Annotated in this window: 26 protein-coding genes and 1 other annotated feature; of the genes, 2 read left to right on the forward strand and 24 right to left on the reverse strand. The window is 47.3% G+C overall.

Annotation, left to right across the window (positions count from 1 at the left end; translation table 11 throughout):
• The 7 genes from AD710_RS01905 to AD710_RS01935 all read right to left on the reverse strand — a co-directional run bounded on the left by AD710_RS01905 (nt 1) and on the right by AD710_RS01935 (nt 8,217).
• Nucleotides 1–1,206, reverse strand: coding sequence for a sn-glycerol-1-phosphate dehydrogenase (locus AD710_RS01905; protein ID WP_049627145.1), 1,206 nt, complete (start codon nt 1,204–1,206; stop codon nt 1–3).
• Nucleotides 1,203–2,009 carry a sugar-phosphatase AraL gene (locus AD710_RS01910; protein WP_442853068.1) on the reverse strand — a complete coding sequence of 269 codons (807 nt, stop codon included), beginning with the start codon at nt 2,007–2,009 and terminating at the stop codon, nt 1,203–1,205. The genes AD710_RS01905 and AD710_RS01910 overlap by 4 nt, the downstream gene beginning before the upstream one ends.
• A complete protein-coding gene (gene araD / locus AD710_RS01915; protein WP_049627147.1) occupies nt 1,987–2,676 on the reverse strand; it encodes an L-ribulose-5-phosphate 4-epimerase in 690 nt (229 codons plus the stop codon). Before araD ends, AD710_RS01910 begins: the two co-directional genes overlap by 23 nt.
• Nucleotides 2,669–4,354, reverse strand: a complete 1,686-nt coding sequence (gene araB, locus AD710_RS01920) for a ribulokinase (protein WP_049627148.1) — start codon at nt 4,352–4,354, stop codon at nt 2,669–2,671. Before araB ends, araD begins: the two co-directional genes overlap by 8 nt.
• Before the next feature lies 1 nt (nt 4,355).
• Nucleotides 4,356–5,849 (reverse strand): L-arabinose isomerase, encoded by a 1,494-nt coding sequence (gene araA / locus AD710_RS01925; RefSeq protein ID WP_049628748.1) that lies wholly within the window; start codon nt 5,847–5,849, stop codon nt 4,356–4,358.
• 178 nt (nt 5,850–6,027) lie between these two features.
• Nucleotides 6,028–6,990 carry an arabinan endo-1,5-alpha-L-arabinosidase AbnA gene (locus tag AD710_RS01930; RefSeq protein ID WP_049627149.1) on the reverse strand — a complete coding sequence of 321 codons (963 nt, stop codon included), beginning with the start codon at nt 6,988–6,990 and terminating at the stop codon, nt 6,028–6,030.
• A gap of 141 nt (nt 6,991–7,131) precedes the next feature.
• Entirely contained in the window at nt 7,132–8,217 is a 1,086-nt protein-coding gene (locus AD710_RS01935) for a M42 family metallopeptidase (protein WP_016938631.1), read from the reverse strand.
• 183 nt (nt 8,218–8,400) lie between these two features.
• Here AD710_RS01935 and AD710_RS01940 point away from each other — a divergent pair, with 183 nt between their 5' ends.
• Complete coding sequence (locus tag AD710_RS01940) at nt 8,401–8,793, forward strand: hypothetical protein (protein WP_016938630.1); 393 nt, start codon at nt 8,401–8,403, stop codon at nt 8,791–8,793.
• A 13-nt stretch (nt 8,794–8,806) separates the two neighbouring features.
• Here the strand turns inward: AD710_RS01940 and AD710_RS01945 are convergent, their stop codons facing one another.
• From AD710_RS01945 to AD710_RS01980, 8 genes are all read right to left on the reverse strand, one after another.
• Complete coding sequence (locus tag AD710_RS01945) at nt 8,807–9,070, reverse strand: DUF1294 domain-containing protein (RefSeq protein WP_016938629.1); 264 nt, start codon at nt 9,068–9,070, stop codon at nt 8,807–8,809.
• 58 nt (nt 9,071–9,128) lie between these two features.
• Nucleotides 9,129–9,488, reverse strand: a complete 360-nt coding sequence (gene rplT, locus AD710_RS01950) for a 50S ribosomal protein L20 (protein ID WP_007613019.1) — start codon at nt 9,486–9,488, stop codon at nt 9,129–9,131.
• Between the two features lie 31 nt (nt 9,489–9,519).
• The gene (gene rpmI, locus AD710_RS01955; RefSeq protein ID WP_003152493.1) at nt 9,520–9,720 is read right to left on the reverse strand and encodes a 50S ribosomal protein L35; all 201 of its coding nucleotides are present in this window, start codon (nt 9,718–9,720) and stop codon (nt 9,520–9,522) included.
• A gap of 12 nt (nt 9,721–9,732) precedes the next feature.
• Nucleotides 9,733–10,254, reverse strand: coding sequence for a translation initiation factor IF-3 (gene infC, locus AD710_RS01960; RefSeq protein WP_071543361.1), 522 nt, complete (start codon nt 10,252–10,254; stop codon nt 9,733–9,735).
• 58 nt (nt 10,255–10,312) lie between these two features.
• Nucleotides 10,313–10,443, reverse strand: a sequence feature (ribosomal protein L20 leader region).
• A 180-nt stretch (nt 10,444–10,623) separates the two neighbouring features.
• Nucleotides 10,624–11,307 (reverse strand): antiholin-like protein LrgB, encoded by a 684-nt coding sequence (gene lrgB, locus AD710_RS01965; protein WP_049627150.1) that lies wholly within the window; start codon nt 11,305–11,307, stop codon nt 10,624–10,626.
• A 12-nt stretch (nt 11,308–11,319) separates the two neighbouring features.
• The gene (lrgA, locus tag AD710_RS01970) at nt 11,320–11,760 is read right to left on the reverse strand and encodes an antiholin-like murein hydrolase modulator LrgA (protein ID WP_049627151.1); all 441 of its coding nucleotides are present in this window, start codon (nt 11,758–11,760) and stop codon (nt 11,320–11,322) included.
• Nucleotides 11,761–11,890: 130 nt separating this feature from the next.
• The gene (locus AD710_RS01975) at nt 11,891–12,625 is read right to left on the reverse strand and encodes a LytR/AlgR family response regulator transcription factor (RefSeq protein WP_016938626.1); all 735 of its coding nucleotides are present in this window, start codon (nt 12,623–12,625) and stop codon (nt 11,891–11,893) included.
• Entirely contained in the window at nt 12,603–14,384 is a 1,782-nt protein-coding gene (locus AD710_RS01980) for a sensor histidine kinase (RefSeq protein WP_047478306.1), read from the reverse strand. Before AD710_RS01980 ends, AD710_RS01975 begins: the two co-directional genes overlap by 23 nt.
• A 187-nt stretch (nt 14,385–14,571) precedes the next feature.
• On the opposite strand from AD710_RS01980, the gene AD710_RS01985 reads away from it, so the two are divergent.
• Entirely contained in the window at nt 14,572–15,366 is a 795-nt protein-coding gene (locus AD710_RS01985; RefSeq protein WP_047478303.1) for an HAD family hydrolase, read from the forward strand.
• Nucleotides 15,367–15,410: 44 nt separating this feature from the next.
• On the opposite strand, the gene thrS is transcribed toward AD710_RS01985, so the two are convergent.
• From thrS to AD710_RS02030, 9 genes are all read right to left on the reverse strand, one after another.
• Nucleotides 15,411–17,342, reverse strand: a complete 1,932-nt coding sequence (gene thrS, locus AD710_RS01990) for a threonine--tRNA ligase (protein WP_049628749.1) — start codon at nt 17,340–17,342, stop codon at nt 15,411–15,413.
• A gap of 410 nt (nt 17,343–17,752) precedes the next feature.
• Entirely contained in the window at nt 17,753–18,583 is an 831-nt protein-coding gene (ytxC, locus tag AD710_RS01995; RefSeq protein WP_049627152.1) for a putative sporulation protein YtxC, read from the reverse strand.
• 65 nt (nt 18,584–18,648) lie between these two features.
• Nucleotides 18,649–19,290 (reverse strand): TVP38/TMEM64 family protein, encoded by a 642-nt coding sequence (locus AD710_RS02000; protein ID WP_029575352.1) that lies wholly within the window; start codon nt 19,288–19,290, stop codon nt 18,649–18,651.
• A 31-nt stretch (nt 19,291–19,321) separates the two neighbouring features.
• Nucleotides 19,322–20,257 carry a primosomal protein DnaI gene (gene dnaI, locus AD710_RS02005; protein ID WP_016938619.1) on the reverse strand — a complete coding sequence of 312 codons (936 nt, stop codon included), beginning with the start codon at nt 20,255–20,257 and terminating at the stop codon, nt 19,322–19,324.
• A gap of 24 nt (nt 20,258–20,281) precedes the next feature.
• Nucleotides 20,282–21,694, reverse strand: a complete 1,413-nt coding sequence (locus AD710_RS02010; protein ID WP_016938618.1) for a replicative helicase loading/DNA remodeling protein DnaB — start codon at nt 21,692–21,694, stop codon at nt 20,282–20,284.
• A 110-nt stretch (nt 21,695–21,804) separates the two neighbouring features.
• Nucleotides 21,805–22,263, reverse strand: a complete 459-nt coding sequence (gene nrdR / locus AD710_RS02015) for a transcriptional regulator NrdR (RefSeq protein ID WP_003152473.1) — start codon at nt 22,261–22,263, stop codon at nt 21,805–21,807.
• 249 nt (nt 22,264–22,512) lie between these two features.
• Nucleotides 22,513–22,893: an adenosylmethionine decarboxylase gene (speD, locus tag AD710_RS02020; RefSeq protein WP_003152471.1), complete on the reverse strand. Its 381-nt coding sequence runs from the start codon at nt 22,891–22,893 to the stop codon at nt 22,513–22,515.
• Between the two features lie 238 nt (nt 22,894–23,131).
• On the reverse strand, nt 23,132–24,154 hold the full coding sequence (locus AD710_RS02025) for a glyceraldehyde-3-phosphate dehydrogenase (protein WP_045925223.1): 1,023 nt from the start codon (nt 24,152–24,154) through the stop codon (nt 23,132–23,134).
• 207 nt (nt 24,155–24,361) lie between these two features.
• Nucleotides 24,362–24,748 carry a winged helix-turn-helix transcriptional regulator gene (locus AD710_RS02030; RefSeq protein WP_049627153.1) on the reverse strand — a complete coding sequence of 129 codons (387 nt, stop codon included), beginning with the start codon at nt 24,746–24,748 and terminating at the stop codon, nt 24,362–24,364.
• Between the last annotated feature and the right edge of the window lie 128 nt (nt 24,749–24,876).

Here is a 24,876-nt window from a genome sequence, read left to right on the forward strand (position 1 = left end):
TCATTCCCCCTTCCGCTTCAGGCCGTGCGGCGAATGATGTGCAAAGAGCGCGACATTTTCATTTATGATGGTTAAGCCGGTATAACGGTCTCGCAGTGTGTGTGCGTGCTTAAGGGCGTCGCTGACAAGGTCCTGTTTTACACCGATTTCATCAAAACTGGCGGGACCTCCGGCAGATGTGAGCCACCCGGCAATTGTTTTGCCGTCAGGAAGCCCTTCATATGCTGATTGAACCGCCTCGCGAAAGTGCGTCGGAAGTTCTGCAAGCTTTTCGTGGCAGGCCAGATCTTTGTAAATATCACTCAGCACCACGCATGCGCAGCCCACCTTCGCACCGTGGAGAATCGGGGGCTGTTTCGTCTTCAGCAGTTCCATCTCAATCCAATGCGAGATGTGATGCTCTCCTCCTGAGGCGGGACGGGAGTGATCAAGGGCAAGCATGACAAGACCCGAAACGATCAGCGCTTCCATCAGGATGCGAATGCCGGCCTCTGTTCCCATGGCAATGTCAGCACGGTGATCAATGCACTGCCAAAGCGCGTCTTTCACAAGTTTCGCCCCGGCTTCTGAGTACGGCTCATCCGCAAGCCTATGGGAGATCTCCCAATCTGCCAGCGAAGTTATTTTTCCGAGCATGTCTCCGAAGCCCGCGGCTGTCATTACGCGCGGCGCTTCTTTTAATAGATTCGTATCCGCAAATAAGGCGATCGGCGCTTTCGTTTGAATCGTCGTTTTGATGCCGTTTAATATGAGCGGGGCTCCAGCCGATGTAAATCCGTCGACTGAAGGAGCGGTGGGGAATGAGATAAACGGCAAACCGCGCTGGCAGGCGGCAAACCGCGTAATGTCGTGAATCGTTCCTGACCCGGCCGCAATGATGACATCCGTCTCTTCCGCGATATTGATCAGCGTATAGATCAGTGTCCTTTCATCAGCCGCAGCGGTTCCTGTTTCATGCTCCGGAATGATGATCTTTGCCGCTTTGATTCCGCCGGCCTTCAATTCGTCCGCAAGCATCCCTCCCGCCGCTTCGTCAGTGTTCCGGTCACAGACGATCGCCGGATGTTTCCAGCATTTTTTTTGAAGAAATCTGAAAAGCTCTTCTTTTGCATCCGCTCCGATGATGATGTCTTCTATTTGAATAGGAGAGCGGCTGCCTCCTTCCTTATTAAACTCGGATTGAATGTCCGCCGGAGAAAGTTTCATAAAAGGATTCCCTCCTTCGCTAATTCTGTCAGGTCTTTAATAGAGTCGAGCACGATGTCAGGCTCATAGAGACGGGTCTCCCCAAGTTTTGCCGATCCCGTCAGAACCAATACGCTTTTCATCCCGTACAGCCTTCCCATTGCGATATCTGATTCGAGGCCGTCTCCGATTATTGCGCATTCTCCCGGAGAAAGCCCGAGCGCTTCACATGCTGCCTCAGCCATCAGCCAAGACGGTTTGCCGACGACAAGCTCCGTTTTTACTCCGGCAGATGCCTCAATGGCCCCGATCATTCCCGCAACGTCCATAGCATGGCCGCCTTCATTCGGAAACGAGCGGTCCCGGTTCGTGGCGATGATGCGCGCGCCGGAGGAAGCTGCCTGAAAAGCGAGATTCAGATCCTCATAGGTGACAGTTTCATGCAAAGAGATAACAAGCCAGTCTGCCGCCTCCGGTTTTTGCGCCATGGTGACACCCGCTAAAGCGAGTTCATCCGTCAGCCCTTTCTCTCCTAACACCCACACCTTTGACAAAGGATAATGCTTCTTTAAAAATGATGCCGTCACACTGGAGGATAGCACGATGCTCCGTTCATCCGTCCGGATACCGGCACCAAGCAGTTTCTTTTGGCACATGGCTCTTGATAGATTGCCGCGGTTGCTTAAAAAGACAACGGCTTTGCCCAGGGACTGAAGAGTATGAATGGCTTCTGTTGCGCCGTCAATCAGCTCCTGCCCCCTGAATACGGTTCCGTCTAAATCAATCAGAAACCCGGATGCGTCAAGTTTGGCCATAATAAGCATTCGCCCCGTGTTTTCTGTAAAAATGCTTATCATGCAGCACTCTGTCTATCGGGCTGAGCTGTTTGTTCAGCATAAGCGAATGGTAGGCCATTTCCGCCACGGTTTCGAGCACTACAGCGTTATGCACGGCATTCAGCGCGTCCGTTCCCCAGCAGAACGGACCGTGGCTGTGGACAAGAACACCCGGATTTTGTTCATACGATTCATTTTGAAAGGTTTCCGCTATGACTTTGCCTGTATGATATTCGTAATCTTTCACAATTTCTTCTTCATACATTTTCCTCGTACAAGGTATAGCGCTTTCAAAATAATCCGCGTGAGTCGTTCCGAGCGCGGGAATGTCTCTTCCTGACTGCGCCCAGCTCGTCGCCCAGCGGGAATGCGTATGAACGATTCCGCCGATAGCGGGAAAGGCTTTATACAGATAAAGATGGGTCGGCGTGTCAGAAGACGGCTTCAGCGAGCCTTCCAGAATGTCTCCGTCCTCATTCAGGACGACCAGTTTGTCTGCGGTCAGCTCACTGTAATCGACACCGCTCGGTTTAATGACGATTCTCCCGCTTTCTCTGTCAATGCCGCTGACATTCCCCCATGTAAACGTGACAAGATTATGTTCCTCAAGCTTCAGATTGGCGGCGAGCACTTCTTCTTTTAACGCTTCAAGCATGGCGGCTCTCCCCTTTTGCGAACTCACGGTTTTTAATGGCTTTCAGGCGTTTCATGACATTGTTTTCTTTGCCGAAGTAGTGAACGAGCTCTTTGTATTCCGCATATAAGCTGTCATAAATCTCAGCTCTTCCCCGATTCGGGACATAAGAGCCGTCTTTTAATTTCCCCATATGTGCGCAAGCCTCAGCAATATTGGAGAAACCCCCGTTTTCCCGTCCCGCAGCGAGCGCTCCGAAAATCGCGGAGCCCAGTGCCGGCGCCTGCGGAGACCCGGATAATTTAATGTCCATATTTGTGACGTCTGCATAAATTTGCATGATAAATGGATTTTTCTCAGCGATTCCTCCGGCTGCGTGAAGCTCCTCGACCGGTACGCCGTTTTCGCGGAACGTTTCGATAATCATCCTCGTTCCGAACGCCGTCGCTTCAATCAATGCCCTGTAGATTTCTTCCGGTTTCGTGTGCAGCGTCATGCCGAGCATCATGCCCGTCAAATCGGCGTCCACCAAGGTTGACCGGTTTCCGTTCCACCAGTCAAGCGCGAGAAGACCGCTTTCCCCCGGAGCAAGCTCTGCTGCTTTTTCGCTTAAAAGCTCGTGAATATCGATCTGTTTTTCCTCGGCTTCCTTCTCATAGTCTTTCGGAACGCACGTTTTAACAAACCAATCAAAATGGTCGCCGACACAGGACTGCCCCGCTTCATATCCCGCATATCCAGGCAAGATGCCGTTATTGACAACTCCGCACATACCGGGGACGATATGTTCTTCCTCGCCGAGCAGCACATGACAGGTGGACGTCCCCATGATCATCAGCATTTTCCCCGGCTCTGTAATGCCGACCGCTGGCACTGATACGTGAGCGTCAACATTTGCGACGGCAACGGCCGTCCCCGGCAAAAGCCCGGTCAGCTCCGCCATTTTTTCGGTCAGTCCTCCTGCCTTTTCTCCGACTGAATAAATGGTTCCGCTTAATTTATCATTTGTAATCGTTTTCATTAACGGGTTGAGCCTTTCGAAAAAATGATCAGGCGGATATCCCGTCTCCTCATTCCAAATTGCTTTGTAGCCGGCCGTGCAGTTGCTCCGCTTCAATGAACCGCACAATTGATAGACGATCCAGTCTGCCGCTTCCACAATCCGATCTGCCGCCTCGTATATATGCGGCGCTTCTTCCGCAATTTGCATGATTTTCGGGATCATCCATTCGGAAGAAATTTTACCGCCGTATCTTTTGAGAAATTCTTCTTTTGTGTCTTCGGCAATCGCGTTCAAACGGTCTGCATGCTTTTGAGCCGCATGATGCTTCCACAGCTTCACATAACTGTGAGGCTCCCGTTCAAATTCCGGAAGCATACAAAGCGGCTGTCCCGCGCCGTCTACCGGCAAAATGGTGCAGGCCGTAAAATCAATTCCTATGCCGATCACATCTTTTGGATCAGCGCCCGACTGCTGAAGCAGGCTCGGAATCGCCGTTTCCAAAACTTCAATATAATCGGCGGGATCTTGAAGCGCCCAGTCACGAGGGAGCTTTTCCCCCGTTTTCGGCAGCGTACGGTCGATAACAGCATGAGTGTATTCTTTGACCGCGGAGGCGATTTCTTCTCCTGTCCGGACATTGACAAGCACCGCCCTGCCGGACAATGTGCCGAAATCTACACCAATTGTATACGCCATATCAATTTCCTCCCAGCCGGTATAATGCGTCATTCCACTTCAGCTCTTTTTTCAGCTCGCGTATTTCGGTATTGCGGGAAATAAAGACGCTTTCAATGCCTGCCATTTCAGCCCAGTCAAGCATCTGTTCAGCCGTAAGCCGGAAGGACATACAGGTATGATGGGCGCCTCCCGCCAAAATCCATGCTTCCGCAGCTGTTTTCAGCGATGGCTCAGGCTTCCACAGCACCCGCGCCACAGGCAGATTCGGCATGTCATGTTCAATTTCCGTGCCTTCCGCTTCATTCAGAATGAGACGGAACCGCCCTCCGATGTCAATGATACTTGCGATGATGGCTGAACCGCCGATTCCGTTAAAGACCAATCGGGCGGGATCTTCCTTTCCTCCGATTGAGAGAGGATGGACTTCGATTTTCGGCCGATCAAGGGCAATTGTCGGACATACTTCAAGCATATGTGATCCGAGAATCATCGCACGCCCCGGCTCAAAATGGTACGTGTAATCTTCCATGAAGGAGGTTTGTTTTCCGTCCGCCATTATTTTCATCATTCGCACCAAGGCAGCAGTTTTCCAATCGCCTTCGCCGGCAAATCCGTACCCTTTTTCCATGAGACGCTGAACGGCAAGCCCCGGAAGCTGCTTCATTCCGTGCAGCACCTCAAAGGAGGTCGAAAACGCTGTATATCCGCCCCGTTCAAGAAAAGCCATTAACCCAAGTTCGATTTTCGCCTGTTCTTTAATGGAAGAAACTTTTGCTTCATCCTGTTTCGTTTCGTCGCTGATGACATACAATTTGTCGTATTCTTCATAAAGCGCTTCAATTTCTGCATCGGTGACATTGTTCATCACCTCGGTAAGATCACCGATTCCGTACCCGTCAACCTGCCAGCCGAATTGAATGTGGGCGCCGACTTTGTCTCCGTCAGTAACGGCTACATTCCGCATGTTGTCGCCGAACCGGGCTACTTTAATATGCCTGCTTTCATTCCAAGCGGCAGCAGTATTCATCCATTGTGAAATGTCACGTTTAACTTCTTCATCATCCCAATAGCCTGCAATGACTTTTCTCGTCTGCCCCATTCTTGACTGGATATATCCGTATTCCCGGTCTCCGTGGGCAGATTGGTTGCTGTTCATAAAATCCATATCAATCGTTTCCCACGGAATGTCGCGATGATATTGGGTATGCAGATGAAGCATCGGCTTTTGAAAGGCGGAAAGACCTTCAATCCACATTTTCGCCGGAGAAAATGTATGCATCCACGTGATGATCCCGGCGCAGTTTTCTTGATATTGCGCTTCCCGCAAAACCGCTCTGATTGTTTCAGATGACGTAACAACCGCTTTATGCCTGATCTTGTATCTTGATGACACCCCGCTGAGACCGTCACATATCCCTTTTGCGTGTTGATCGACAAGCTGAAGCGTTTCCTCTCCGTATAAGTGCTGGCTTCCCGTCACAAACCAAAATTCATAATCTTTGTTCTGAAGCACATTCATTTCCCCTTCCTGTCAAAATAAAGCGCTTGCATTTAAAAATATACGTATAAATTAAAATATTAAACTTTTAACTTTTTATTTGTACGAACAATTTTATTATAGTTAAGGAGGAATCAAACTGTCAATCTTTTATTGCAAGTAAAAAGCCGGACACACATGCCCGGCTGCTCAATTAATAGGATGGCCACCCTGAACTCCAATCGATATCATTGATGAGCATCTTCGGGATTCCGCTGTTTTCGGCATCATACGCATGGCGCACTAAAATATTTCCGTTCACAATGTCTTGGCCGCCCGGGCCTTTCCAGCGGTCATTGCCGGAATCAAGAATCGTCCCTCCGCCTTCTGACATGCTTTTCCCGCTTTTATCAAGATATGGACCGGTGATGCTTTTGGATCTTCCATAAGCAATTTTGTACGTACTATTCACGCCTGAACAGCATTTATCAAACGACACCATTAAGTAATAGTAGCCGTTCTGATAGGTGATGGCAGGCGCTTCCAAAGCTCCTCCGTTATTCGGTCTTGAGGCGATGGAATAAAGGGATCCGGTCGGTTTCATTGTGTTTTTATCAAGCTTTGTCAGCTTAATGCCGCTCCAAAAAGAACCGAAGGCAAGCCATGGATTTCCGTCTTTATCAATTGTCAGCTCCGGATCAATTGCATTGTAGTTATTGGCGCTTGTTGAACGGATGATGAGCCCTTCGTCCTTCCAGTTTCCCGAACTGAGGCTTGTAGATGATGCAAGACCGATCGCGGAGGTATTTTTGCCGAATGAAGAAACGGCATAGTAAAGCCAATACTTTCCGTTATAATATTGAACATCGGGGGCCCATTGATTCAGCCCGTAATTCGGCACGTAATTGCCCCACCAAGACAGCGGGGAAGTAAAAATTGATTTCTGAACGGTCCACACGCCGCCGCTGCCCGCCTTTAAGACACGAAGTCCCCTCTCACCTTCCAAACCGGTTCCGAATGCGTACCACGTGTTTCCTTCTTTCGCCATTGTCGGATCGTGCAGCAATTCATTCGACGCACCCCAAAACGCGGCAGATGCAGGAGATGAAGACAGCAGCAGCCCGGCTGTTACGGCTGCGCACGAAAAGCGGATCATGCGTTTGAATCTGTTTTTCATTTCATAACTCCTCCCTTTTTTAAAGCGCTTACAAAAATATTCTGTAAGATTTTTCTATGTCTTTTCTTATTGTAGTCATCGTGATCATATTTGTACATACAAAAAAAGAATCTGCTTAAAAAAAGCAGATTCTTCCGTTCATTATTGATATGTAATACGGTCAACCGTTTCCCGGTCTAATTTTTTAATTACTTCTGTGATCAATTTTACCGTATTCTCATAATCATCCCGATGCAAAATAGCGGCATGAGTGTGAATGTAGCGCGTTGCGATCGTAATAGACAGCGCCGGCACTCCGTTTGCGGTTAAATGAATGGAACCTGAATCCGTCCCGCCCCCGGCAATGGAATCGAATTGATACGGAATTCCCGCTTCTTCCGCCGTGTTTACGACAAGGTCGCGCAGCCCTTTGTGAGAGACCATAGATGCGTCATACAGAATAATTTGCGGCCCTTCGCCGATTTTACTTTGCGCTTCTTTTTCAGAAATTCCCGGTGTATCTCCGGCAATTCCGACATCCACACCGAACGCGATGTCAGGCTGGATGGTATGCGCCGCTGTTTTCGCCCCGCGCAGCCCGACTTCTTCTTGAACCGTTCCCACTCCGTATACTTCATTCGGATGATCGCTGTTTTTCAGATTTTTTAATACATCGATGGCAATCGCACAGCCGATACGGTTGTCCCATGCTTTCGCCAATAAATGTTTTTCATTGTTCATCACTGTAAATTCAAAATACGGCACAACCTGGTCACCCGGAAGAACGCCCCATTCCATTGCTTCTTCACGGCTGGACGCCCCGATATCGATGAACATCTCTTTGATATCGGCGGCTTTTTTTCTGGCGTCAGGCGGTAAAATATGCGGCGGCTTCGAACCGATGATTCCCGTGATGTCTCCTTTTTTTGTCACGACGGTGACGCGCTGGGCCAGCATCACCTGAGACCACCAGCCGCCGACGGTTTGGAAGCGGAGAAAGCCTTTATCAGTGATTTGCGTCACCATAAAACCGACTTCGTCTAAATGCCCTGAGATCATGATTTTCGGACCGTTTTCTTCGCCGGTTTTTTTGGCGATTAAGCTTCCCAGCCGGTCGGTTGTGACCTCATCGGCAAATGGTTCTATGTATGATTTCATCACTTGTCTGACTTCTCTCTCATTTCCCGGTATCCCTTTTGCGTCCGTTAACGCTTTCAGCATGGTGAGCGTTTCATCTAATTTTGTCATCAATAAACCTCCTTTTTTTCACTACCCTTCTTATTATACAGAACCGATGCAGAAGCATACGATTAATTCGCCTGAAAAACGGGTAAATGTTTTTATCTATTTCTTTTAAAAAAATGAAACCTTTTGTTTTGTTTTTCGTATTACATCAGATCATGACAAAGGTGAGGAGGTGCCTTCACACAGATGGCCATTACAGTATTCAGGATTGTCTTGCTTGCACTTCTTATTTATTTTATTTACATGGCGGTCAAATTCTACGCAAATCCGAAGAGAAGGCTCAGACTGGCACAATCAAAAGAAAATTTTTATTTTATTGATGAACAGAAAAACACGCGAAAAAATCTCCAGCTTACTTATAAAGGAGTGCTCTTTGAAGGAGAGAAGCATATCCCTTCCAAAGACCATCCGCTGTTTATTCATACGATATTTGTATGGACTGAGACTCCGGAAAAGCTGAGCAGCTTTTCTGCAGATGATTTCGAAGAAGTTGAGAAAAAGGTATTGGAGCGGTACCCGAATTGCAAGATTGATTGGGACCAGCCCATTAAAAAAGCAAAAAAAGCAGGCGGGCGCTGAGCCCTCCTGCTTTTTATTTATCATTCAAATAGATCACCACAAGAGCGGCTTCAACGAGAAAAAGCAGCGGCACCCCGTATAAAAAAGCTTTGTGCTTTGTCTTATGCCTGAAGGTGCGCATGCCGAGCCATACGCCGAGTGAGCCGAACATGGCGGCTGTGAGCCATATTCGTTTCTCTGATATTCTCCATCTGTGCGCTTTCGCTCTTCTTTTATCAGCGCCCATGATCCAAAAGCCGTATCCGTTTATCAGTACGGCATAAATGAAGAGAGCCATTAATTGTCACCCTTTACGTAAAAAAACCGCTCCCGGAAAGAGAGCGGCTTTTTTCAACTTACTTGTCTAACTGAGCTTTAGCAGCATCAGCAAGCTGATTGAAAGCAGTAAGATCGTTTACAGCAAGATCAGCAAGCATTTTGCGGTTTACTTCGATGCCTGAAAGCTTAAGACCGTGCATTAAACGGCTGTAAGAAAGACCGTTCATACGAGCAGCTGCGTTGATACGAGTGATCCAAAGCTTACGGAAGTCACGTTTTTTCTGACGACGGTCACGGAAAGCGTAGTTTCCAGATTTCATGACCTGCTGGTTTGCTACTTTGTATAATCTATGTTTTGAACCGAAATAACCTTTTGCTAATTTAAGAACCTTTTTACGACGCTGACGCGACACAGTTCCGCCTTTTACTCTTGGCATTATATTTCCCTCCTAATTGTTCCTTGTCCGATTACTTGATGTTAGCAAGCTGTTGTTTGATACGTTTGAAGTCTCCTGCGCTTACAATAGCACCCTTGCGAAGCTTACGCTTTTGCTTTTGGGATTTGTTGGCGAATAAGTGACTTGTATATGCATGAGAACGTTTTAACTTCCCAGAACCTGTCTTTTTAAAACGTTTAGCAGATCCGCGGTGAGTTTTCATTTTTGGCATGGGATTTCCTCCTTATTGCTTTTCGTTTTTCGGCGCGAGCATTAAGAACATGCTGCGGCCGTCCATTTTTGGTTTTGTTTCGACTGTCGCAACTTCCGCACATGCTTCAGAGAAACGGTCCAATACGCGCTGGCCGATTTCTTTATGAGTGATTGCGCGTCCTTTAAAGCGGATAGAAGCTTTCACTTTATCGCCTTTTTCAAGGAATTTAATCGCATTTCGCAATTTCGTGTTAAAGTCATGCTCATCGATTGTCGGACTTAATCTAACTTCTTTTAAGTTAATGATTTTTTGATTTTTGCGTGCTTCTTTGTCCTTTTTCTGCTGCTCGAATCTGAACTTACCGTAGTCCATGATGCGGCATACAGGCGGTTTTGCATTCGCTGCAACTAACACAAGGTCAAGATTTGCGCGGCCGGCGATTTCAAGTGCTTCCTGACGGGACTTGATGCCGAGCTGATCGCCATTTTGTCCGATCAGACGAACTTCACGTGCACGGATACCCTCATTAACCAATTGATCTTTGCTAATAATGAGCCACCTCCATAGTTTCTTCGAATTGATTCACAACGCGTTTTGACTGCATTCTGCAGGCAAACAAAAAGTGCGGGCATGACAACACACCCACACTACGAACATCTGCATAAATAAAAATGTACGGTCAACCTGCCAACTACATGAATGTGTCAATCAGGTGAGAAGCGGGTGCCTCTGCTTGTGATTTATATTCAATTCAATAACTATTCTACACAATACCGGAACGTTAGTCAAGAATGACTTATCCGGATCAACTTTTTCATTTTAACACGGCACCGGGGGGAGCGCAAGGAAAAATGTGAAATTTCGTTCTTTGCCGTCCGCGGATGGGCCGGACAATAAAAAACCCGGGTGTATGATCCGGGTTTATCCACCAATGAGCTGAACGAATACCGGAATGACCAGCACCGTCACCACTCCTACGACGACAACCGCGATACTTGCCATTGCCGCTTCTACTTCTCCCATCTCAATACCGACCGCAACACCGAGTGCGTGTCCGGATGTGCCGAGAGCCAATCCTTTAGAGATCGGGTGTTTCACTTTAAACAGTTTTAAGAATAATGCCCCGAGAGCATAGACAATGACGGCGTTGAAAATGACGGCGAAAGCAGTGATGTCGGTGATGCCGCCGATCCCTTTTGACAACGGAAGGGCAATTGCCGTTGTCGCCGCCTGCGGAAGCATGCTTTTCATAACGGCCGCGTCAAGATGAATGCCTTTTGCGATCAGATAGACAATCGTGACTGAGCAGATAGAGCCGACAATGATAGACGACATGATCTGCCACCAGTATTTTTTCAGCTTGTCACGCTGTTTGTATAAAGGAATGGCAAAAGCAATCGTCGCAGGCTCCAGGAAGAACTTAATAATGTCTCCGCCGCTTTTATAATCTTCATATGAAAAACCGCCGAGCTTCAGAAAAAGAATGCCAAGCACCATCGCGACAAACAGCGGGGTGAAGAGGAAAAAGCCTTTCGTTTTTTTAAATAAATACGTGCCGATGCCAAAGGCCGCAAGTGAAACGACAATACCGAAATATGGACTCATCCGATTTCCCTCCTAATGCTGCACAAGTTCATTTTCTTGATTGGAACGGCGCACCGTTTGTTTATCAGCCGGAGCTGCCTTCTGACGTTTTTGGCTGACTGACAGAATCAGCTGAGAAAAAAGGCCCGTCGCCCCTAACAGAATGATGGTGGCGAGTAAGATGACGAGTGCGATCTGCACGCCGTACTGCTGCATGACGCCAAGTGAATTCATCACGGAGATGCCCGACGGGACAAATAAAAATCCGATCAGTGACGTTAATGATGTTCCCAGCGTTTCTACTTGTTCAAGTTTTATCACTTTCAGGCATAAAAGGACAAATAATAGCACCAAACCTACTACGGAAGCGGGTATAGGAATGGGGACAACCGCTGCAATCCCATTAGATATGAGCATAATGCCGGCAAAAATAAATGCTTGTGTCAGAAATCCGTACACTTTCTTCGCACTCATTTTCTTCACCTCTTTCTCTAAGTTAGGTCCATTATAAAAGAGAAACCGGCTTATTAAGCGCTTTCATCACAAACGGCAGAATATTCAATCTGAAATGCAAAAAACGGCTGCTGAAATGCAGAAAGCCGCCTCATATAATATGAAGCAGCTTTTTTAAGTCCTTAGCGTATGTACGGCTGACGGGAATTTTAGAGCCGTCTTTTAAGATCAGATTGTAGGTCGAATTAAACCACGGATGAATTTCCGTAATATGCTCCGTATTCACGATGAACGCGCGGTGCACTCTCAAGAAGCCCGTCTCAGGCAGCTTTTTCTCAATGACAGCCAAGGTTTCATGAACGGAATAAGACGCGGCAAACGTTTTGACGGAAACGTGCCCGTCCTCCATGCCCGCAAAAATAATATCCTTCGTATCTAAAATGACAATGGATTCGCCGGCTGATACCGCAAGCTTATGCGCTCCGGCTGCGGTTTGCTGTTCTGAGACGGCTTCTGCCCTGTCCTGCTTCACTCTTTTAAACTTTCTGATTGTCTGGCGGACTCTTTCTTCATCAAAAGGCTTTGTTAAATAATCGAGCGCATCGACTTCAAAGGCCTTTAAAGCAAATTGGTCATACGCCGTCGCAAAAACGACAGCCGGCGGATTTTTCATGTTTTTCAGCCGCTTGGCAATGTCAAATCCGTTTTCTCCTGACAAATCAACATCTAAAAACAGCAGATCCGGTTTTTGATCCATCATGCTGTCAAAAGCGGATTCAATATTTTCCGCCTCGTTTATGTCATCTACTTCATTCGTCCGTTTCAGCAAATAAGCTAATTCATCCCTTGCCAGCATTTCATCATCAACGATTAACACCTTCAGCATGTTCTTCTCCTTTAGTCATCAGTTTCAAAGGCAGCTCAAATGATACGTCCGTACCTTTTTGGGGCTCACTTTCCAATCGCAGAGCGGCTTCAGGGCCGAACAGCCCGATCAGCCGCTGATTTAAATTGTAAAGTGCGGTTCCCGTTCCTTCTTTAGACGGCAGCGGACGGTTTCCGAGCACGGACAGCAATTCCGGATCAATTCCCCGTCCATTGTCCCTCACCCGCATTAAAACCGACGGGCCGGCGGATACCACGCTGACATTGACGGCACAGCTGTCCTGCTTTCTTGAAAATGCATGGCGGAGCGCATTTTCGACGAGGATCTGCAGCACAAAAGGAGGAATTTCGATGTCCTCCAAACCGTTTTCAATTTCAAGACTGATTTTATATTTCCCGGGAAAACGGGCCTGCTCCAATGACAAATATGCCTGCAGATGGTTCAGTTCTTTAGAAAGCGGGATGAGCAGCTGCCTTGCCCCCTGCAGGTTGGAACGGAAATAGACGCTGAGCTGCAGCAGAAGCTTTCGGGTTTTTTCCACATCCGTACGGCAAAGAGCAGAAATCGTATTGATTGCATTAAACAGAAAATGCGGATTGACCTGTGCCTGAAGCGCCTTTATTTCTGCATCTTTCAGCAATTTGCTCTGCAGTTCCGCCTCGCCGAGTTCAAGCTGGGTGGAAAACAGCATGGCGAGACCCTCTGCGAGCTCTTCTTCAACCCGGCTTAAACCGGACGGGCTTTTAAAGTACATTTTCAGCGTCCCGATTGTTTTGCCGTTTGACGTCAGCGGCAATACGATCGCCGCATGCAGCGGACAGGGATCGTGCGTGCATTCAATTTCTTCCTTTGATGTCGCTTTCATAATATGCCCCGTTTTAATGACGCGTTTTGACAATCCGGTGATCAGGCTTTCAGACGGAATATGATGGTCGGCACCCGCTCCGACGTGAGCTAAAATCTTTTCATTATCCGTAAGCGATACCGCGTCCGTTCCTGTTTGCCTGTGGATGATGGCAGCGACGCTTTTGCATGAGCTTTCATTCAGCCCCTGACGGAAAAACGGAAGCGTCTGGTCGGCAATCATCAGCACCCTGTGGGTTTCAAGAGCTCTTGCCCGTTCTTCCTTCCGGATCATCGATTGAATGATCGAAAGAAAAATAAAAGTCCCTGACCCGTTCACCAATATCATCGGGATGCCAATGATGCTCACTAGGGTCCAAGCGTCAGAAAACGGCTTGGCCATTAAAAGAATGAGCAGCATTTGCAATGATTCCATCCCGAGTCCGACCAGCGCGGCCACTCGCGGTGTCGGCATTGCATAGCGCTTTCTGAAATACCGCCCGATCCAGCCGGACAAAACCCCGGCTAAAACGGATGAGACGGCACAGCTGACTGCGGTCGCGCCGCCTAGTGATAAACGATGCAGGCCGGACAGTATGCCGACACCGATCCCTACATACGGGCCGCCCAAGAGTCCGCCGATTTCAACACCCATAATCCGCGTGTTGGCAATTGAACCGGACGGATTAATTTGAAACACCCAGTCATTATTCATAATTGTATTCTGCTGAATTTCTATTCCCGTATAGTTGCTGATAATACTGAACAGCGAGAAAATTGAAATCAGCACCGCTTTGCCTTTATAGCTCTCAGGCTGCTGGAGCGCCTGTCTGAACAATCTGGTATGAGCCAGAACAAAGCCCAATATGACGATTATTCCGACTCTTTCCAGCATCATAATGATCAAATGCAGCATGCTTTTTCACCTGTTCTTTCAAATTTTATTTTATCACGTTTTAACGCTTGAGACAGAATATGACACAAATCTGCCTGTTTTTTTCAAATCATCTGAAAACAAATCTTTCGCAGTCTATGTATCTATTGTAGAATAAACGGGAGCCTTGCGGCAGAGAGTTTCAGAATATAACAAAGAGGAGAAGATCATGAAAGCCGTATTTTTTGATTTGGACGATACACTGTTATGGGATGAAAAAAGCGTCAGAACAACATTCAGGGAAACATGTTTACAAGCAGAAAAAAAATATGGCCTTGACCCGCACACTTTTGAAGAAGCGGTTCGGAAAGCGGCACGGGAATTGTATATGTCATACGAAACCTATCCTTATACGGTCATGATCGGCATTAATCCGTTTGAAGGGTTGTGGGCGAATTTCTCCGAGCCGGTCAGCGAAGGATTTAAACAGCTGAATCAGATTGCGCCGGAATACAGACGAAACGCCTGGACGAACGGCTTAAAAAGTGTCGGCATAGACGATGCGGCTTACGGCGAATATTTGGCGGAGTTTTTCGCGGCGGAACGCAGACAGCGCCCGTATGTATATGATGAAACATTTGCGGTGCTTGATAAGCTGAAAGGTGTTTATGAACTGCTTCTGCTGACAAACGGCGATCCCAGCCTGCAAAAAGAAAAACTTGCCGGCGTTCCTGAGCTTGCGCCTTATTTTAATGAAATCGTCATCTCAGGCGCTTTCGGAAAAGGGAAACCCGACGCCTCTATATTTGAACACTGCCTCAGCCTCCTGAAGCTGAAAAAAGAAGATGCCATAATGGTCGGAGATAATCTCAACACTGATATTTTGGGAGCGAAACGGGCAGGCATCACGACGGTGTGGGTAAACCGGACGAATAAGAAAAATGAAACAGATATTACGCCTGATTATGTGATCAGCGATCTTCACGAGCTGTTTGCGATTATAGAGAAGCAGAAACAAAGATAAAAAAAAACCCCCATTCATTCAGAATGGGGTTTTTGTGTGTCTGTTTATTTTTTCGCTTCGGCTACAGCCTTTTTCACAAAATCGTCCAATGAAACGGTTTCGGATTTCTGCTCGCCGTATTTCCGGACGTTTACCGCGCCGTTTTCAGCTTCTTGGTCACCGACCACAAGCATGTACGGGATTTTTTGCATTTGCGCTTCACGGATTTTATAGCCGATTTTCTCATCCCGGCTGTCAAGCTCGACACGCAGGCCTTCGCGCTGCAGGCGCTCCTGCACTTTTTTCGCGTAGTCAAGATGCACAGACGGTGATACAGGAATGACTTGGAATTGCACAGGCGCAAGCCATGTCGGAAGAGCGCCTTTGTGCTCTTCGATTAAGAAAGCAACAAAGCGTTCCATCGTTGACACGACGCCTCGGTGAATAACGACTGGACGGTGCTGTTTGCCGTCTTCCCCGACGTAAGTGAGATCAAAGCGTTCCGGAAGAAGGAAGTCAAGCTGCACGGTTGACAATGTCTCTTCTTTGCCGATCGCCGTTTTCACCTGCACGTCAAGCTTAGGGCCGTAAAACGCCGCTTCGCCTTCCGCTTCATAGTAATCATGGCCGATTTCATCCATTGCCGCCTTCAGCATGGATTGCGCTTTATTCCACATCTCATCATCATCAAAATATTTTTCCGTGTCTTCAGGATCGCGGTAAGACAGGCGGAATGTGTAATCACTCAGGCCGAAGTCTTCGTATACGTCTTGAATCAAACGGACCGTGCGGATGAATTCTTCTTTAATTTGATCCGGGCGGACGAAAATGTGCGCGTCATTTAACGTCATGCCGCGTACGCGCTGAAGACCTGAAAGCGCCCCTGACATTTCATAACGATGCATCGTTCCGAGCTCGGCGATGCGGATCGGAAGCTCCCGGTAGCTGTGAATGTCCTGTTTGTAAATCATCATATGGTGAGGACAGTTCATCGGACGGAGCACAAGCGTTTCATTGTCCATTTCCATCGGCGGGAACATGCCGTCCTGATAATGTTCCCAGTGACCTGATGTTTCGTACAGGTCTTTGCTTCCGAGAACAGGCGTATAGACGTGTTCATAGCCGAGACTCAGCTCTTTATCCACAATGTAGCGCTCGATCACGCGGCGGATGGTCGCGCCTTTCGGCAGCCAAAGCGGCAGGCCTTGTCCGACTTTTTGAGAGTTGGCGAACAATTTTAGTTCTTTGCCCAGTTTTCTGTGGTCGCGTTCTTTCGCTTCTTCAAGCATGCGCAAATGCTCTTTCAGGTCATCCTTTTTAAAGAAAGCCGTGCCGTAAATGCGCTGAAGCATTTGGTTTTTGCTGTCTCCGCGCCAGTATGCGCCAGCAAGGCTGAGCAGCTTAAATTCTTTAATTTTTCCTGTAGACGGCACGTGCACGCCGCGGCAGAGGTCAAAAAATTCGCCCTGCTCATAAATGGAGACCGTTTCTCCTTCTGGGATGGCATCCAGCAGTTCAAGCTTCAGATTATCGCCGATTTCCGCAAACATGGCTTTTGCTTCCTCACGGCTCACTTCTTTTCGGATGATCGGCAGATTTTCACCGACGATGCGTTTCATTTCTTTTTCAATCTTCGGAAGGTCATCCGGCGTCAGCGCCTGCTCCATTTCAACATCATAATAGAACCCATTTTCAATAACGGGGCCTACTCCGAATTTCACATCTTTATAAATGCGTTTAATCGCCTGAGCCAATAAATGCGCCGTGCTGTGACGCATGATATTCAGGCCTTCTTCTGTGCCTTCTGTAATAATTTCTACGGCACCGTCCTCTTGAATCGGCGTTCTTAAATCAAATTCCTGTCCGTTCAGTTTTCCGGCTAAAGACTTTTTCTTTAATCCCGGACTGATGGATGCCGCGATATCTTCTGTTGTTGTTCCTTTCGGAAATTCCTTTACCGCTCCGTCCGGAAATGTGATGTTGATCATATCTGACATCTTCGTCACTCCTTTTTTTATGCAAATCAAAAACCCCGCCCCCTATGAAAGGGACGAGGTTAAATAAACGGAATCGTGGTTCCACCCTTTTTTCCGCGCGGCCGGTTTTTTTCGGCACCTGCGGCTCTAAACTCTGTAACGGGAGTTCCCGTCAGCTATTACTGGCGCTTATTCCGGCGTTCACAGCTGAAGTTCAAAGGCGGTAAAGACAATGATCCATAGCTGGAAAGCTTTCAGCCTGGGCTCTCCTCTCTTATAAAGCCGGTATCAATGCTTCATGTCCTTATCAATACGTGTAGCAATCATTAATCTGTTATGTATTATAAAATGTCTGTGAGAAAAATGCAACTCGGTTTTTCGTCTGATTTCGCACAGACAGCCCCGCTGCTGCCGCAAGGCCGTCTGTGCAGCTATCCTTCCGTCTTTTCCGCCGCAAACGCGCCTAACGGAAAAAGACGCACCCGCTCCTGAAACACGTTTTGAATCGTTCTGGACATCATATGCTCCGGTTTGTCCGTATACAGTTCTACCGTCTCAGGCGCGATAGAGATCAGCGGCGCAAGCAGGTGGGAATCTATATACATCGGGTGCTCCCGCACAAACCGTCTGTCTATGTATTTTTTCTGTTCCCGTTCTGACACATAGCGCAGCTCCCACAGTGTAAAAGCCCGGTCATGTACGATATGGACTTTCTTCATCCGCGGCGGATTGGATGTCACGTAATCTCTCAAAGACTGGATAAAGTTTTGATATTCCTGTTCCATCCGGTATTCATCTATCGCAGCCTCGGTATATTCCCTGAGCCGCTCATAATACCTGCCGAGCCGGAACGTCTGAAACGAAAGCACGGAAAAAACACCCGCATCAAGTGAAATCGTCCGGAGCGCTTCTGAAATAAACTGTGTGCGCGGCTCTTTCTTCGGCTCAAACGGATGATCATCAAGCTCCCCTTCCATAATGCTGTGTGCAAGCTGAAGGATTTGCTGCTGTTCATCCTGATCGGTGAAGCAGTATTCGTCTTCAATAAGCGAAAGCATATGCTCGTCTTCTTTACATTCTAAAAAAAATCTGACCAGGATCGGCTCAATAAAGCGCTGGACGCAAAAAGCCGATTCAGACCTTGCGATTCCGACTTTTTTTATGCCTTCACGGACAATAAAATGTCTCCGGTCGTCCGATTGCTGAATGAGATGTAAAAAAGCGGCGGTATCGTGGTCATCTTCAAAGATCACTTCAAGCATATTTGTCCCCCCTTACGGCATCTGTTACAAGTATATGGGGGATGTTTTTAAAATAGACGTAAAGGTTAGCTTTCACCGCCGAACAAATGGCGGACCTTCTTCTTAAAGATGAGGGGAAGCGATAAAAACACGATGTAAAGACAGATGACTCCGAGCATGTTCAGCACATTTCCGGACATAAAGCTCGCGCCAAGCACATTCAGAACGATCGTCCCCGGAATGATGCCCGCTGCGGTCGCCAAAAAATATGTCATCGGCCTGACTTTCGAAAGACCCGCGGCATAGCTGATCACATCAAAATTTACAGGCAGAATGCGAAGGATAAAAATATAAAAGAAGCCATTGGTTTTCATCTGCTTTTGAATGGCTTCCATTTTTCCGTGACGGCTTTTTTCTTTAAAGGCAAACAGCCCGGCCGCAAAAAAAGACGCGGCCGCAGCGCCCATTGAGCCCGCCAGCGTATACACGGTGCCGAAAAACGGTCCGAACGCCAATCCTCCGGCGACGGAAACGATTGATACGGGAAACAGCACAAAAGGCCTGACGATGGAAATTCCGATAAACACAAGCGGCGCAAAGACACCGAACGATAACACCCAAAGACGGATCTCCTTAGGCGACAGATTCAGATATTTGCGGTTTGCCCACAGCAAAAGGCCCGCTCCCGCCGCAGCCGCAGCCCATGTGACAGCCTTCTTATTCCTCATTCCCTCAAATCCTTCCCTTTGGACGCCGGCATTATGGACGGCGGCGGTTTTCCCCATCAAGACGGACAGGCGAAGCCAAATATAAAATCCGCTCCATCAATCTTGCCGCTTTTACCTCTTCCTTTTCTCCCCGCTGTGAATACGTAAAATGATGCTTCAGCTCGTCAGGTGAAAAATTAGACGAGAAAAACGTGGGAAGCTGCTGGCTCATTCTGTGCTGAAGCACGGTGCCGATGACCTCATCCCTGACCCAGCTTGTCATTGACTCCGCTCCGATATCATCAAGCATCAGGACGGGCGTCGTTTTGACCATATTCAGTTTCTCCTCCAGCGACTGATCCTGGAGCGAGTTTTTCAGCTCTCTGACAAATTCGGGAACATATACGATCATTGATGAATACTCTTTTTCCGCCAGCTCATTAGCAATGGCGGCTAGAATAAATGTCTTTCCGATTCCGAATTTTCCGTACAGGTACAGCCCTTTGCCTTTGCCCGTTTCATTATAGCTCTTCAGAAAATCCGTCACATGCTGGAAGATGCCGAGTCTGCTCGGATCTGTAATGTCGATCTGCTGAAACGTCGCGCCGAGAAGATCCCGCTGGATATACATGCTCTTCATCAGGGACTTTTGTCTTTTCTGGCGGTCGAGCTTTCTCTTTTCCGGACATTCGTAATATTCAATATCAATAGAACGTCCGTTGATCACAAGCTTCGGATGATAGCCTTCAAGCAGGCTGTTCGTCTCGTTGTCTTTTGAACAGAAGGCGCACTGCTTGCTTTGCTGAACGTATTCGTACAGTTTATTTAACCCTCTGTCAATCATGCTTTGATTAATTGCATCTTTCTGTTCCTTCAAAAAAGCCTGGACGTCTTTGTCGGCCATGACTTGCTGCTGCATTCGTTCCAGGCGTTTTTGAAAGTCAGGTCTCTTCGTCACGCCTTCTAAGGATCGGCTGATCGGTTCCATTCAGTATCACCCCGCTTCTCTGTCTCAGTAGGCAGAGTATTTTTTCAGTTTTTTCATTTCTTCCATCATTTTTTTCTTCTGTTCTTCGAGATCCTCCGCGGAAAGAGCCGGCTGCTGTTCAGACTTCTTCCCGGTTTCTTCTTCTTTCATCCAATCAGGGCGCTTTTCTTCCCGGACGGTTTTTTTGCCGCGCGCAGCGCCGTTTGTTTTGCCGTCCGCCCAATCAAGATACTGCCTGTGCTCTTCTATTGCGAGCTTCATTGCTTCCCGGACCGTTTTTACTTTCTTTCTGGCCCAGTGAGCGGCGATTTTTTGAATATAGTTTTTGGACAGCTTCATATCCGTTTTCAGCATGACATAATAAATCAGCACATTGGTGACACCGGGCTCAAGCTTCTGTTCGAACATAATATCAGCGATAATCTGCAAGTCTGCTTTGGACGGCTCGGTCCCGTCCGCAATGTCCTGAAGAAGCTTTCTCGGTGATATGGTCTCAAGCTGTGCAATGAGTTCGGCATTCAATGAATCGTCCTTTTCCGTCTTGTTTTCCCGCAGGCGGACAGGCTGTGTTTTATCAATCAGTTCCGGAAGCTTCCCGCTTCTTTCAATTTGGTACCAGTCGCTGGCCGCTTTCCTCAGCGCTTCGGCCGTTATCGTATCCTGTTCATTAATAGCGGTCATGACGACGTGCTGCATGGAGATAGGATCTATTCCGTATAAATATGAAAGCTTTTTAATGCTCTCCCGCACGTCCTGCGTGATTGATTTGCGCGGTATCATCGTTTCTGACAGTCCCGCCATGAAAAGCTCAAAATCAAACACTTCCTCCGTCACCGTATAGGAAGGCGCTTGTCCGACAGACGCCGTCTCATAGTCCTCGGGGAGCTTCATCGCTTCTTCCATATCCGGCGTCATTTTCCATTCGCTCGGCTGAAAAGAGGCAAAGGCGTGATTAAACGGACGCGTAATTTCCCTTGCGTCCGCGCCGACGGAAGGATGCGTGTAAAATTGTCTCAGCTGCTGGTATTTCGTTTTACCGACTCTGTTATAAAGAAAGACATTCAGCATGCCGTCTTCAAAAAAATCATTCGGTCTGAGCGGGGGCAGCAGCTCATAAATAAACATCCGTTCCTTTTGCTCGGACTCCCGGATATACACTTTCAGCAGCCCGATTCCTTCAAGCTTCCCCTGTTCATGATGAATCTTTTTTAAATTTGCCTGCATCATGCCCATCAGCTGTCTGTGCGTGGATTCAGCTCCCCACAAACGGTTCTGCTCAAGCTCCCCCCATAAAGTCATATACAGAGAGAATGCAAATGAACCGATCAGCGGCTGGTACAGATGTGTCAAAACCTGTCTGTCGACATCCTGAAGAAGCGAACGGCTTTTGACCGTATAAGGATCTACAGGCAATACGTCATTCCAATAGTCAGCCATGATTCTCAAACCTTCCGATATGTTTCTACTCTCATTTTACACCGTTTCCGTCATCTATCAAATGCCAATTTTGCTCATGAGAAAAGAGCCAGACATCATCTCTTAGCTCTTTAGCGCTCTTTCTTTATTAAATCTTTCAATTCATCAATAAACACGTTTATATCTTTAAACTGCCGGTAGACCGAGGCAAAGCGGACATAAGACACCTCATCTATTTTCGCCAGCCGGTCCATCACCATTTCTCCGACAAGTTCGCTTTTGACTTCAGATACGCCTTGGTTTCGCAGCTCTTTTTCAATGTCAAAGCACATGTCTTCAAGTGTTTTTAAAGGAACGGGCCTTTTTTCACAGGCTTTAATTAATCCGCGCAGCATTTTTTCACGGCTGAATTCTTCCCGGACACCTTCTTTTTTCACGACGATCAGAGGCATCTCTTCAAACTTCTCAAATGTAGTGAAGCGGTAATGGCAGGCTTCGCACTCCCGCCTTCTGCGGATTGATTTCCCTTCGTCCGCAGGCCGTGAATCAAGTACGCGGGAACCGTTATGCTGGCATGAAGGACATTTCAATTGGATCAGCTCCCATCTGTTTCATTGCTGTAATGCGGTTCGCAAGCTTCCGGTAAATGCCCGCCAACGTATCTAGGATGAGCCTATTGTGTTGGGAGAGCCGATAGACCGGCCTTATCTTTCTCTATTTTACAAAAAAATTGCTTAAAGAAAAAGCAATGCTGTTTTTTTACATTAGAAAAGGAGCATCAGCTTCAAAGCGCGTAATGGCTTTTTCAGCTTAGCTCCCTTGTGTTTGCGTTTTGAAAATTACAGTACTTTCGCTTGTGCCTGTTTAATCTGTACAGGCCCCATTCCTCTCGGTATTTCAATGTTTTCTCTTGTATCTGCATGTAATGCGTCCGCAATGTAATCAGCAGCCACATTAGGATCCAGGTCTCCACAAGTATAAACATCAATGCTTGCATATCCGTGTTCAGGAAAACTGTGAATCGTTAAATGTGACTCAGAGATAATAACGACTCCGCTTACGCCTTGCGGTGCAAATTTGTGAAATGCGACCTCGCGCACTTCAGCTCCTGATTTCAAAGCAGCATTTACAAACGTTTTTTCAATAAAATCCATGTCATTGAGCTTATCAAAATCGCATCCCCACAGCTCGGAGATGACGTGACGCCCCATTGTTTCCATAATCATGGACCCCCCTTAACAAGAATTAAAAAAGTGAATTTCCGAGAACTGACCCGGCCATTTACCACGGGGGAAAGTTAGTCCGGAGAGGTCCTAACCCTTTAAGTAATTCCGAAGCAGTCACGAGCAAGAAGTTCACGAAAGATAGTATACTGTGTTTAAGTTTATTTTGCAAGGAGTGTTTTTTTGCAAATATGGCGTTAAGGGTTTTTTCTAACAAATGTCCATGATCTTTATTCTACACAGCTGACGGGTGTTTCATTCGCGCGGCGACGTGGCGGATAAGATCAACGACCCGGCAGGAATATCCCCATTCATTGTCATACCAGGCGAGCACCTTTACTTTTCGGTCTTCCATCACCATTGTCGTCAGCCCGTCAATGATCGCCGAGTGTGAGTTCGTATTATAATCCGAAGAAACGAGCGGTTCATCCGAATAATCAAGAATGCCGTACATTGACGTCTTTGCGGCTCGTTGGAACGCGGCGTTCACTTGCTCGGCCGACACATCTGTTTTCAGGTCACAGACAAGGTCCACTAAGGACACGTTAGGAACGGGAACCCGCAAAGCCAGGCCGTGAAGTTTTCCTTTCAGATGAGGCAGCACGAGCGACAGCGCTTTAGCCGCGCCTGTAGAAGTCGGAATGATGGATTCTCCGCACGCTCTCGCCCTCCGCAGATCTTTATGCGGATTGTCGATATTTTTTTGGTCATTCGTGTAAGCGTGAACGGTCGTCATCAGGCCGCTCTCAATCCCGAATTCCTGATCAAGCACTTTGACGACCGGTGCAAGACAGTTTGTCGTGCAGGATGCATTTGAAATAATTACATGTTCATCCGGATTGAACTTTTCTTCATTCACTCCCATGACAATGGTAACGTCTTCATTTTTACCCGGAGCCGTTAAAATAACCTTTTTCGCCCCTGCTTCAATATGGCTCATCGCTTTTTCTTTTGAATTAAATTTTCCCGTTGCCTCTATAACGATGTCTATTCCGCACTCTTTCCACGGAAGCTCTCTCGGATCCCGCCGATTGAACAGCATAATATGTTTTCCGTTGACGATCAGACTGTCTTCGGCGGCTTCGACTTCTTGACCGTATTTGCCGTGAATTGTGTCATACTTTATCAAATGAGCAAGCGTTTCCGGGGGATAGCTTGCATTAATGGCTGTTATTTGAATTTGATCATCTTCCATTGCTTTTCTGAACACCATTCTTCCGATTCTTCCAAACCCGTTGATTGCTACTTTTACCTTCATGCCCAGGTCACCCCTTTTTAATATGCCACTCTAATTTAATTTTAATTATATATAGTATAACACATTAAAAGAAATCCGCCAGTACAACTTGATAAAAATCCGCCCTTATACCGATCAATATGTTGTTCAATCGGTTTTTTTGCATATAAAATGATCTTTTTTCCATAAAAAAAGCAGGATCAGCATCTCTGGCTGCCTGCTTTTTTCTTATATTTGTTCCGGATCTTTAAATTTGTCATTTAAAATGCTGTCCTCTAATACGGATGACACCTCGCCGTACCGTTTAGAAATATGCATCGCGCCCCAGTCGCACAGCGCGTTTAAAATTCTTTCCAGGCTGTGGCCGTATTCACTCAATTCGTATTCCACTTTCGGCGGCACCTGATTGTACACGATCCGGTTGATGACGCCGTCAGCTTCCAATTCCCGCAATTGCTGTGTCAGCATCTTTTGTGTAATGTCCGGCATAAGCCGCTTCAATTCGCTTGTCCGCTTTTTTCCGCGCATCAGGTGGCAGAGGATCACACACTTCCATTTTCCGCCGATCACTTCTAGCGTCGCCTCTACAGATATATTGTATTTTTTCTTCAGCAACGGTAATTCCTCCTCATCTATAGGAACTAAAAAGTGCCTATGGCACTTAAAAGTACGTTCTTTTCAATGACTCATCTATCGATCATAATGACATTTGCCGGCTGAAAAGGAATGTACTCTTATACTTA

Origin of the sequence: Bacillus sp. JFL15 (genome assembly GCF_001184225.1) — a bacterium.
GTDB classification, from domain to species: Bacteria; Bacillota; Bacilli; order Bacillales; family Bacillaceae; genus Bacillus; species Bacillus siamensis.

Coding starts and splice junctions, on each gene's coding strand:
- AD710_RS01980 (WP_047478306.1), bottom strand. CDS start 14,384: ATGCTGCATTTGATCATTATGATGCTGGAAAGAGTCGGAATAATCGTC.
- AD710_RS02000 (WP_029575352.1), bottom strand. CDS start 19,290: ATGAGGAATAAGAAGGCTGTCACATGGGCTGCGGCTGCGGCGGGAGCG.
- ytxC (WP_049627152.1), bottom strand. CDS start 18,583: ATGCTTGAAGTGATCTTTGAAGATGACCACGATACCGCCGCTTTTTTA.
- rpmI (WP_003152493.1), bottom strand. CDS start 9,720: ATGCCAAAAATGAAAACTCACCGCGGATCTGCTAAACGTTTTAAAAAG.
- AD710_RS02025 (WP_045925223.1), bottom strand. CDS start 24,154: ATGAAGGTAAAAGTAGCAATCAACGGGTTTGGAAGAATCGGAAGAATG.
- AD710_RS01985 (WP_047478303.1), top strand. CDS start 14,572: ATGAAAGCCGTATTTTTTGATTTGGACGATACACTGTTATGGGATGAA.
- araD (WP_049627147.1), bottom strand. CDS start 2,676: ATGCTTGAAGCGTTAAAAGAAGAAGTGCTCGCCGCCAATCTGAAGCTT.
- AD710_RS01940 (WP_016938630.1), top strand. CDS start 8,401: ATGGCCATTACAGTATTCAGGATTGTCTTGCTTGCACTTCTTATTTAT.
- thrS (WP_049628749.1), bottom strand. CDS start 17,342: ATGTCAGATATGATCAACATCACATTTCCGGACGGAGCGGTAAAGGAA.
- AD710_RS01975 (WP_016938626.1), bottom strand. CDS start 12,625: ATGCTGAAGGTGTTAATCGTTGATGATGAAATGCTGGCAAGGGATGAA.
- AD710_RS01945 (WP_016938629.1), bottom strand. CDS start 9,070: ATGGCTCTCTTCATTTATGCCGTACTGATAAACGGATACGGCTTTTGG.
- dnaI (WP_016938619.1), bottom strand. CDS start 20,257: ATGGAACCGATCAGCCGATCCTTAGAAGGCGTGACGAAGAGACCTGAC.
- AD710_RS01905 (WP_049627145.1), bottom strand. CDS start 1,206: ATGAAACTTTCTCCGGCGGACATTCAATCCGAGTTTAATAAGGAAGGA.
- AD710_RS01935 (WP_016938631.1), bottom strand. CDS start 8,217: ATGACAAAATTAGATGAAACGCTCACCATGCTGAAAGCGTTAACGGAC.
- AD710_RS01910 (WP_442853068.1), bottom strand. CDS start 2,009: ATGCTTATTATGGCCAAACTTGACGCATCCGGGTTTCTGATTGATTTA.
- AD710_RS02010 (WP_016938618.1), bottom strand. CDS start 21,694: ATGGCTGACTATTGGAATGACGTATTGCCTGTAGATCCTTATACGGTC.
- lrgA (WP_049627151.1), bottom strand. CDS start 11,760: ATGAGTGCGAAGAAAGTGTACGGATTTCTGACACAAGCATTTATTTTT.
- araB (WP_049627148.1), bottom strand. CDS start 4,354: ATGGCGTATACAATTGGTGTAGATTTCGGCACATTGTCCGGCAGGGCG.
- AD710_RS01930 (WP_049627149.1), bottom strand. CDS start 6,990: ATGAAAAACAGATTCAAACGCATGATCCGCTTTTCGTGCGCAGCCGTA.
- rplT (WP_007613019.1), bottom strand. CDS start 9,488: ATGCCAAGAGTAAAAGGCGGAACTGTGTCGCGTCAGCGTCGTAAAAAG.
- speD (WP_003152471.1), bottom strand. CDS start 22,893: ATGGAAACAATGGGGCGTCACGTCATCTCCGAGCTGTGGGGATGCGAT.
- lrgB (WP_049627150.1), bottom strand. CDS start 11,307: ATGAGTCCATATTTCGGTATTGTCGTTTCACTTGCGGCCTTTGGCATC.